At 74.6% G+C, this 8,852-nt stretch carries 9 protein-coding genes; 5 read left to right on the forward strand and 4 right to left on the reverse strand.

What is annotated here, in order from left to right; all coding sequences use genetic code 11:
- Nucleotides 1-64: 64 nt before the first annotated feature.
- Entirely contained in the window at nt 65-634 is a 570-nt protein-coding gene (locus tag SJ20_RS10420) for a DUF4190 domain-containing protein (RefSeq protein ID WP_044659862.1), read from the forward strand.
- 9 nt (nt 635-643) lie between these two features.
- Here SJ20_RS10420 and SJ20_RS10425 read toward each other — a convergent pair whose 3' ends face one another.
- Nucleotides 644-2,152, reverse strand: coding sequence for an amidase (locus tag SJ20_RS10425; protein ID WP_044659863.1), 1,509 nt, complete (start codon nt 2,150-2,152; stop codon nt 644-646).
- A gap of 83 nt (nt 2,153-2,235) precedes the next feature.
- Here SJ20_RS10425 and SJ20_RS10430 point away from each other — a divergent pair, with 83 nt between their 5' ends.
- Entirely contained in the window at nt 2,236-2,562 is a 327-nt protein-coding gene (locus tag SJ20_RS10430) for a rhodanese-like domain-containing protein (protein WP_010079684.1), read from the forward strand.
- Nucleotides 2,559-3,509, forward strand: a complete 951-nt coding sequence (pheA, locus tag SJ20_RS10435) for a prephenate dehydratase (RefSeq protein ID WP_044659864.1) — start codon at nt 2,559-2,561, stop codon at nt 3,507-3,509. The genes SJ20_RS10430 and pheA overlap by 4 nt, the downstream gene beginning before the upstream one ends.
- A gap of 313 nt (nt 3,510-3,822) precedes the next feature.
- Here pheA and SJ20_RS10440 read toward each other — a convergent pair whose 3' ends face one another.
- Nucleotides 3,823-5,001, reverse strand: a complete 1,179-nt coding sequence (locus SJ20_RS10440) for a diacylglycerol kinase family protein (protein ID WP_044659865.1) — start codon at nt 4,999-5,001, stop codon at nt 3,823-3,825.
- A 43-nt stretch (nt 5,002-5,044) separates the two neighbouring features.
- On the opposite strand from SJ20_RS10440, the gene serS reads away from it, so the two are divergent.
- Nucleotides 5,045-6,328 carry a serine--tRNA ligase gene (gene serS / locus SJ20_RS10445; RefSeq protein ID WP_044659866.1) on the forward strand — a complete coding sequence of 428 codons (1,284 nt, stop codon included), beginning with the start codon at nt 5,045-5,047 and terminating at the stop codon, nt 6,326-6,328.
- Between the two features lie 126 nt (nt 6,329-6,454).
- Nucleotides 6,455-7,264, forward strand: coding sequence for an HAD family hydrolase (locus SJ20_RS10450; protein WP_044659867.1), 810 nt, complete (start codon nt 6,455-6,457; stop codon nt 7,262-7,264).
- A 27-nt stretch (nt 7,265-7,291) separates the two neighbouring features.
- On the opposite strand, the gene SJ20_RS10455 is transcribed toward SJ20_RS10450, so the two are convergent.
- On the reverse strand, nt 7,292-7,921 hold the full coding sequence (locus tag SJ20_RS10455; RefSeq protein WP_036380803.1) for a hypothetical protein: 630 nt from the start codon (nt 7,919-7,921) through the stop codon (nt 7,292-7,294).
- Between the two features lie 89 nt (nt 7,922-8,010).
- Complete coding sequence (locus SJ20_RS10460) at nt 8,011-8,598, reverse strand: inorganic diphosphatase (RefSeq protein ID WP_044659868.1); 588 nt, start codon at nt 8,596-8,598, stop codon at nt 8,011-8,013.
- Nucleotides 8,599-8,852: the final 254 nt, after the last annotated feature.

An 8,852-nucleotide genomic window follows, 5' to 3' on the forward strand; every position in this document is an offset into this window, starting at 1 on the left:
TCTATTCTCAGACACGCCCTAGACTCGGCACCGGACCGCGACGCCCCGAACCGGAAGGACCGTCATGACCGACCCCCACGCCTCCCACGACCCGCGCCGTGAGGCCGCCCGGCCGAGCTGGTACGGGTCCGAGGCCGGTGCGGGCTCCTCCGGCACCGGCTCCTCGGCCGCCGGCTGGCCCGACGCCCCGGCCGGCGACGCCGACCGCGCCGCCTGGGACCGGGCCCCCTCGTACGCCGAGCAGGAGGAGCAGACCCGTCCCGCCTACGGGCAGCCGTACGGCTACGGCCAGGACGCGAGCACCGTCCCCGCCTACGGCTACGGGCAGGGCACGCCCGGCCACGGCTTCGGAGCCCCGCTGCAGCCCGGCCAGACCGACGGCGTCGGCCGCTCGGTGGCGTCCATGATCCTCGGCATCATCTCCGTGGTGGGCGGGTTCACGTTCCTCCTCCCGCCGATCGTGGGCGTGGTCCTCGGCCACATCGGCCTCAAGCGCGAGCCCCACGGCCGCGGCATGGCGATCGCCGGCCTCGTGATGAACTACGTGTCCCTCGCCCTGCTGCTGCTCGCCGTCGTGTTCCTCGTGATCCTGGTGATCGCCGGGATCTCCCTGGGCGACTACACCTCGACCTGACCGGCCGGCTCAGCCGGCCAGCAGCAGCTCGAGGTGCGCGGCCAGGGCGAGCAGGGGCGCGGACGTGCCGGGCCGGCCGATGAGCTGGACGGACCAGTTCAGGCCCCGCTCGTCCCGGAGCACGGGCACCGCGACCGCGGGCAGGCCGAGCACGTTGACCATCGAGGTGTAGGGCGTGAACGCGCACTGCGCCTCGTAGTTGGCCTCGGGCTCCATCGCCAGGAAGTGGCCGACCGGCGGGGGCGCGGTGGCCAGCACCGGGGTCATCACCACGTCGACGGCGGCGAACTGCGCCCGCACCCCGCGCGCCCACTCCTCGAGCCGGTGGGCGGCGTCGTCGAGCTCGGCACGCCCTGCGGCCCGGGCCGTGCGCAGGAAGTGCGCGGCCACCGCGCCCACGTGGGCCTCGGCGTCCTCCGGCAGCGGCGCCCGGAGCAGCCCTGCGGTCCACACCGTGCGGAAGTCCCGGTGGTAGTCCTCGCCGTAGTAGGGGGAGAGGTCCTCGACCGCGTGGCCGCCCGCGTCCAGGGCGGCGGCGGCCTTCGTCAGGGCGGTGACGGCGGGCCGGGCCAGGGAGATCTCGAGGTCGGAGGCGAAGGGCGAGGCCGTGGTGACGCCGATCCGGCGGGCGTCGACGGCGCCCCCGGCCCGGGCGGTCTCCACGGTGCGGCGCAGGTCCGGCAGCACCCGGCCGGGCAGGCCCTCGGGGGAGAGCAGCACGTCGTAGAGCAGGGCGGCGTCCTCGACCGTGTGGGCCAGCGGGCCCGACACCGTGAGGTTGCGGACCGTGTCCGCGTGCTCGTCCATCGGCAGCTCCCCGCGGCCGGGCTTGAGGCCCACGAGCCCGCACGCGGCGGCGGGGATCCGGATGGACCCGCCCCCGTCCGAGCCCGGGGCGAACGGCAGGATCCCCGCGGCGACGGCGGCCGCGGCCCCGCCCGAGGAGCCTCCCGCGGTGCGGGTGGGGTCCAGGGGGTTGCGGGCCGGCGCCGTGACGAGGTTCTCCGAGTAGGAGTCCAGGCCGAACTCGGGCACGGTCGTCTTGCCGAGGGTGACGGTGCCGGCCCCGCGCAGGCGGAGCGCGAGTGGATCGTCCTGCGCGGCCGGCGGCGCGTCGGCCAGCAGGGCGGAGCCGAACCGCGTGGGCATCCCGCGCACGTCGATCAGGTCCTTGTACGCCAGCGGAAGGCCGTGCAGGGAGGCGGGGGCGCCGTCGTCGTCCGGGGCGGGGGAGGTGTGCGGACCGGGCACGGCCCGGGGCGCGACGCGCGGGTGGGCCGCGTCCAGCTCGGCCGCACGGGTCCGGGCGCCCTCGGCGTCGAGGAGGGCGAACGCGCCGAGGTCCGCGTGGGCCTGGGCCGCGGCGAGGGCCGCCTCCGTGACCTCCCGGGCGCTCAGATCCCCGGCGGCGAGGTCCTCCCGCAGGCGCACGGCCGAGCGGTCCAGGAGCCGGGCCGGGCCGGGGGCGGAGGGGGTGCGGTCGTCGTCGGCGGCGGGTGCGGCGTCGGAGGTCTGCATGCGGCCGAGCCTAACGGGCGTGGGCCGGGTCATGGACGGCGGGGCCTTCCTGGGACGTCCGGGCGGGTGGCTACGCTGAAGCCATGAGCGCCTTCGAGACCGTCGATGTGAACGAGATCCCCGCCGATGCGGCCATCCTGGACGTCCGCGAGGATGACGAGTGGGCCCTGGGCCGCGCCGCCGGCGCCCAGCACATCCCGCTGGGCCAGCTGCCGGACCGGCTCGAGGAGCTGGACCCGGACACGGACTACTACCTGATCTGCCGCACCGGCGGCCGCTCCGCCCGCGCCGCCGAGTTCATGACCGGCCGCGGCTACTCGGCCATCAACGTGGCCGGCGGCTCCGGCGCGTGGCTCGAGGCCGGCAAGCCGATGGAGGCCGACGGCGACGCCGAGCCCACCGTCAAGTGACGGGGACGGACTCCGCTGACGCGACGCCGCCGCGCCTGCGCTACGCCTTCCTCGGCCCGGCCGGCACCTTCACCGAGGCCGCCCTGCGCAAGGTGGCGGACCCGGCCGAGGCCGAGTTCGTGTCTGCGGGCTCCGTGCTGAGCGCCGTGGCGGCGCTGCGCAGGGGGGAGGTGGACCGCGCCGTCGTGCCCATCGAGAACTCGGTGGAGGGCGGCGTCTCCGCCACCGTGGACGAGATCGCCCTCGGGGAGACGCTGCAGATCCTCGCGGAGGTGCACGTGCCCATCAGCTTCGTGCTCGTGGGCCGGCCCGGCGTCGCGATGGAGGACGTGCGGCGCGTGACCACGCACCCCCACGCCTGGGCGCAGGTGCGCGGCTGGGCCGAGACGGCGCTGCCGGGCGTGGAGTTCACGCCCGCCCCGTCGACGGCGGCCGGGGCCTCTCTGGTGGCCGAGGGCGACTTCGACGCCGCCGTGTGTGCCCCGCTCGTGGCCGAGCAGACCGGGCTGCCGGTGCTCGCCGAGCGGATCGAGGACGTGCCGGGCGCCGTGACGCGCTTCGTGCTGCTCTCCCGGCCCACGGCCCTGCCCGCGCCCACGGGGGCGGACAAGACCACGCTCGTGGTGCCGCTGCCGGAGGACCGGCCCGGCGCCCTCGGACAGATCCTGGCCGAGTTCACCACGCGCGGGGTGAACCTCTCCCGCATCGAGTCCCGGCCGACCGGCGAGGGCATCGGGCGGTACTTCTTCTCCCTCGACCTCGAGGGGCACCTGGCGGAGGCCCGCGTGGGGGATGCGCTCGCGGCCCTGTACCGGGAGTACCCCGACCTGCGGTTCCTGGGCTCCTACGCCCAGGCCGAGCCCGTGCCCACGAGGGTGCCGGCCGAGTTCACCGACGCCGCGTATCGCTCCGGCCGCGCCTGGGTGGAGTCCCTCCGCTCCCGCTGAGGCGGTGCAGCACTTTCGTTCGGGAAACGGCGGCCCCCGGGCCACTTTCGTTCGGGAAACGGCGGCCCCCGAGGGACTTTCGTTGACGAAACGGGAGGTTCCTAGGCCCCTTTCGTGGCCGAAACGGGACGATCACCACGACGACGGGCCGTCGTCGCGCTTCCCGTCCGCGCGTCGCCCCGGCGCCCGTTTCCCGAACGAAAGCGCTGGGGAAGCCGCCGTTTCCCGAACGAAAGTGCTGGGGAAGCCGCCGTTTCCCGAACGAAAACGGTGGGGAAGCCGCCGTTTCCCGAACGAAAGCGGGGACGGGGGGTCAGATGTGCGGGGCCGGTTCCGGGACGGGGGCGGCGGCGGAGACGCCGTCGTCGCGGACGGAGGCGTCGTCCTCGGCCACGAGCATCACGACGAGCGAGTCCGGCTGCACGCGGGCGTCGAGGGCGGTGATGACCCCGGTGGCGTCGCCGTCGAGCTGGGAGGGCATCGGCTCGGCGAACTCGACCTTCACGCGCTGGGCCTGCTCCGTGTGCATCGCGGGGACGGAGCTGCGGTGCCGGGTCACGGTCTTCACGGCGATCCGCGCCCAGTCGAGCGCGTGCCGGGGCGAGAGGACCATGACGTCGAGGAGGCCGTCGTCGAGCTTGGCCTGGGGCAGCAGCTCGACGCCGCCCGTGAGCATCCCGCAGTTGGCCACCATCACGGTGCGCACCTTGAACCGGCGGGGCTGACCGCCGTCGAGGGCCACGGTCACCTCGTGCCGCTTGCCGCGCAGGTGCCGCATGCCGGCCTCGCTGTAGGCCAGCCAGCCGGCCAGGCTCTTCAGCTCGTCCTTGGTGTCGCCCATGATGTCCGCGTCGTAGCCGGCGCCGCCGATCACGGTGAAGGTCTGCCGGGTGACGCGCCCGTCCTCGTGCGTGAAGCGGACGTCCACGGTGTCGATGCGCCGCTGCCGGCCCCCCACGGCGATCCGCAGGCACTGCTCGACGTCGTTGATCGGCAGGTCCAGGTTGCGGGCCAGCAGGTTCCCGGTGCCCAGCGGCACCACGCCGAGGGCGACGTCGGTGCCGGCCAGCTGCTCGGCCACGGTGCGGACCGTGCCGTCGCCGCCCGCGGCGATCACGAGCCGGGCGCCGGCGTCGAGGGCCTGCCGCGCCATGGCGGTGCCGGGGTCGTCCTCCTGCGTCTCGAGCACGAGCACCTCGCCGAGACCCTCCGCCTCCGCGAGCCGCTCGAGCTCGCGCCGCACCCGGTCCGCGTGCGTCTTGATGGGGTTCAGTACCAGCGCGACCTCGTGGCGGCCCGTGCCGATGCCGGGCACCTCCTCCAGCCGGCGCTGCACGCCGCCCACCCGCGCGTCGAGGGCGTCCACCAGGAGACGCGTCCGCTCGTGCTGCACGCCGAGGCGGACCTGGCGCACCGCCAGCACCACCACGACGACGACCAGCAGGGCCAGGAGCACCAGGGCGGCCAGCGCCATCCACCACTCGGGAGTCATGCCCCGAGTCTAGGCGTCGGCCCCGCCCGCTAGGCTGGCGCACGTGATCGACGTCAAGGACCTCATCGAGCAGCCCGAGAAGTACCGCGCCTCCCAGGAGGCCCGCGGGGAGGACGCGTCCCTCGTGGACCGCGTGGTCGAGGCGGACGCGTCCCGCCGCTCGTCCATCGCGGGCTTCGAGCAGCTGCGCGCGGAGCAGAAGGCCTTCGGCAAGCGCGTCGCCCAGGCGAAGGGCGAGGAGAAGCAGGCCCTGCTGGCCGAGGTGAAGGACCTGGCCGCGCGCGTGAAGGAGGCCGAGTCGGCCGCCGGCGCGGCCGAGGCCCGCCTCGCGGAGCTGCAGCGTGCCTTCCCGAACCTGATCGTCGACGGCGTCCCGGCTGGCGGCGAGGACGACTTCGTGGTCCTCAAGGAGGTCGGCACCCCGCGCGACTTCGCCGCCGAGGGCTTCGAGCCGCGCGACCACCTCGAGCTCGGCGAGCTGCTCGGGGCGATCGACATGGAGCGCGGCGCGAAGGTGTCCGGCGCCCGGTTCAGCTTCCTCAAGGGCGTGGGCGCGCGACTCGAGCTCGCCCTGATGCAGCTGGGCCTGGACCTGGCCCTGGAGAACGGCTTCGTGCCGGTCATCCCGCCCACCCTGGTGCGCCCGGAGACCATGCAGGGCACCGGCTTCGACGTTGAGCATGACGACGAGATCTACCGCCTGGAGCGCGACGACCTGTATCTCGTGGGCACCTCCGAGGTGGCCCTGGCCGGCTACCACGCGGACGAGATCATGGACGTGAGCGCCCCCGTGCGGTACGCCGGCTGGTCCACGTGCTACCGGCGTGAGGCGGGCTCGGCGGGCAAGGACACCCGCGGCATCATCCGCGTGCACCAGTTCAACAAGTTGGAGATGTTCATCTACGCCGCACAGGAGGACGCGGAGGCGGAGCACGAGCGCCTGCTGGCGTGGGAGGAGCGGATGCTGGGCGCCATCGAGGTGCCGTACCGCGTGATCGACATCGCCGCCGGCGACCTCGGCCTCTCCGCCGCCCGCAAGTTCGACTGCGAGGCATGGGTCCCCACGCAGGGCACCTATCGCGAGCTGACGTCCACCTCGAACTGCACCACGTTCCAGGCCCGCCGCCTCAACATCCGCGAGCGGGTCCGCACGGAGGACGGCTCCAAGGGCGGCACCCGCATGGTCGCCACGCTCAACGGCACCCTGGCCACCACCCGCTGGATCGTGGCGATCCTGGAGAACCACCAGAACGCGGACGGCTCGGTCACCGTGCCCGCCGCGTTGCGCCCCTACCTCGGCGGGATGGAGCGCTTCGAGCTGGTCTGAGCGGACGACGTCGTCCCCCGGCGGCGTCGGCCGCCTCGCCCGCCTGCCCCGCGGCGCCCCTGCGACGCCCCCGCCGTTCACCCGCGCGTCGCCGTCGTGTCCGGGCCGTGTGGTTGGGTGGGGGTCATGACGAAGAAGCTCGTGTGCCTGGACGTGGACGGAACGATCGTGGACCATGACGGCCATCTGCATGAGCCCGTGCGCGCGGCCGTGCGGGCCGTGCTGGACGCCGGGCATCACGTGGTCATCGCGACGGGCCGCTCCCGCGCGGCCACCCTGCCCGTGGCCCGCTCCCTGGGGATCGGCGCCGGCTTCATGGTGTGCTCCAACGGCGGTGTCACGCTGCGCCTGGACCCCGAGCTGGAGGAGGGCTACGAGGTCACGGACCTGCGCACCTTCGACCCGCGCTCGGTCCTGACCCAACTGCGCCACCGCCTGCCCAGCGCCAAGTACGCGCTCGAGCTGCCGGACGGCACCTTCCGCTCCACCGAGCGGTTCCAGGACATGTCCTTCGGCGTGGCCGCGGAGGGCGTCACGTTCGAGGAGCTCATGGACACCACGGCCGTGCGCCTCGTGGTGTTCTCCACGGACTCCTCCGCCGAGGAGTTCGGCCGCGCGGTGGAGGGCATCGGCCTGTCCGGCGTGACCTACTCCGTGGGCTGGACGGCGTGGCTCGACGTCGCCGCGGCGGGCGTGACCAAGGCCTCCGGGCTCGAGGCGCTGCGCACCGTGCTGAAGGTGGCCCCCGAGGACACCGTGGCCGTGGGCGACGGCCGCAACGACATCGAGATGCTCCGCTGGGCCGGCCGCGGCGTGGCCATGGGCCAGGCCGTGGAGGAGGTCGTGGCCGCCGCGGACGAGGTCACCGGCCACGTGGACGAGCACGGGCTCGCCACCGTGCTGCGCTCGCTCCTCGAGGAGCCGGCCGCGGCCTGAGCGGCGCGACCGGCCCGGGCCGCCGGGTCAGCCCCCCGCCAGCGTGAGCAGCCGCGCGGCGGCGGGGCGGCAGGCGTGCTCCTCGTTCCAGTAGGAGCGCTGCACCGCCTGCGAGACGGCCTGCGCCGTGATCCCGAGCGCGGCGGCCGCCGGCTTCTGCTGGCCGCGCACCCCGGGCACCAGCAGGTCCAGCACCGCCCACTCGGCGTCGGTGCGGGACCACACGAGTTGCCCGACGAGTCGCAGCACGGCCTCGGCCTCAGCGGCCGCCTCCTCGTCCCGGCCGCGCACGGCCAACGGGATCCGCGCGGTGGACACGGCCGCCGCCTCCACGGCCCGCCGCGCCGCCGCGAGACCGGGCCCGCCGGCGTCGTGCAGGTCCCCGGAGGCGGGCACGCCCGCCGCACCGTCCGCGTGCGTCACCGTCCCGACGCCGACCCCCACGTTCCAGCGGCGCTGCCGCAGGGCGCGCAGGGACACGTCCACGGCGACGCGCGGATCCTCGACGGCGCCGATCAGCTCGTCGCCCACGGCGCGCTGGAACGGGAGCACGACGGCGTCGCCCAGCCCCGGCACGTCCTGGAGGGCGCGCAGGAACGTGTCCACACGGTCGCCGGCGTCGAGGGTGTCCCGCTGGTTGATGGTGAGCACGAACATGGTCGTCGATTCTGCCAGCCCGCAGACGACGCCGGCCGCCCACCCCGAGGGGTGAGCGGCCGGCGTCGCGCGCGTGGGCGGTGCGGGGGTCAGCGGCCCTGGGGCTCGTCGGTCTCCTCGCCCTCCTCGGTGGCCGGCTGCGCCTCCTCGGTGTCCACCTCGCGGCCCTGGGGCTCATCGGTCGGGGAGTCCTCGCCCTCGGCGTTGAAGCGCTGGATGGAGGCCTCGAGCTCGGCCTCGGCCGCCGCGCGGCCCTCCCAGCCCTCGGCCTTGACCCACTTGCCCGGCTCCAGGTCCTTGTAGCGGGTGAAGAAGTGCTCGATCTCCTGCTTGAGGGATTCCTCCACGTGCTCGAGCTCGGTGATGTGGTCGTAGCGCTTGTCCGCAGGGACGCACAGCAGCTTGGCGTCGCCGCCGCCGTCGTCGGTCATGTTGAACACGCCGACCGGGCGGGCCTCGACGACGCAGCCCGGCACCAGGTCGAAGCCCGGCAGGTACACGAGGGCGTCCAGCGGGTCGCCGTCCTCGCCGAGGGTGTTCTCGAAGTAGCCGTAGTGCGTGGGGTACTGCATGGAGGTGAAGAGCACACGGTCCAGGCGCAGGCGGCCGGTCTCGTGGTCGAACTCGTACTTCACGCGGGAGCCCGCGGGGATCTCGATGGTGACGTCGTGCGCCATGACTCTCCTTCGCACAGAGGGTGGGGTGTCCGGGCGGCGCGGCGCCGACCGGCGGTGCTGCCGTCAGCCTACCGGGGGCGTCCGTCATGATGGACGCATGGGACAGGTGGACACGGGGCGCGCTGGGCGTCGGGATCGACGCACGGAACGCCCCCGGAACCGCTCGCTCCCCGCCGTCCTCCTGGCCGCGCTCGCGGCCGTCCTGGTCGCCTGCGGGCCCGTGACCGCGCCGCCGGCCCCGTCGGGCGCGCCCG

Source organism: Micrococcus sp. MS-ASIII-49 (assembly GCF_000946635.1).
GTDB classification, from domain to species: Bacteria; Actinomycetota; Actinomycetes; order Actinomycetales; family Micrococcaceae; genus Micrococcus; species Micrococcus luteus.

Excerpts from the sequence above, each read along its gene's own strand:
- SJ20_RS10420 (WP_044659862.1), top strand. The coding sequence starts at position 65 with ATGACCGACCCCCACGCCTCCCACGACCCGCGCCGTGAGGCCGCCCGG.
- SJ20_RS10425 (WP_044659863.1), bottom strand. The coding sequence starts at position 2,152 with ATGCAGACCTCCGACGCCGCACCCGCCGCCGACGACGACCGCACCCCC.
- SJ20_RS10430 (WP_010079684.1), top strand. The coding sequence starts at position 2,236 with ATGAGCGCCTTCGAGACCGTCGATGTGAACGAGATCCCCGCCGATGCG.
- SJ20_RS10440 (WP_044659865.1), bottom strand. The coding sequence starts at position 5,001 with ATGACTCCCGAGTGGTGGATGGCGCTGGCCGCCCTGGTGCTCCTGGCC.
- SJ20_RS10450 (WP_044659867.1), top strand. The coding sequence starts at position 6,455 with ATGACGAAGAAGCTCGTGTGCCTGGACGTGGACGGAACGATCGTGGAC.
- SJ20_RS10455 (WP_036380803.1), bottom strand. The coding sequence starts at position 7,921 with ATGTTCGTGCTCACCATCAACCAGCGGGACACCCTCGACGCCGGCGAC.
- SJ20_RS10460 (WP_044659868.1), bottom strand. The coding sequence starts at position 8,598 with ATGGCGCACGACGTCACCATCGAGATCCCCGCGGGCTCCCGCGTGAAG.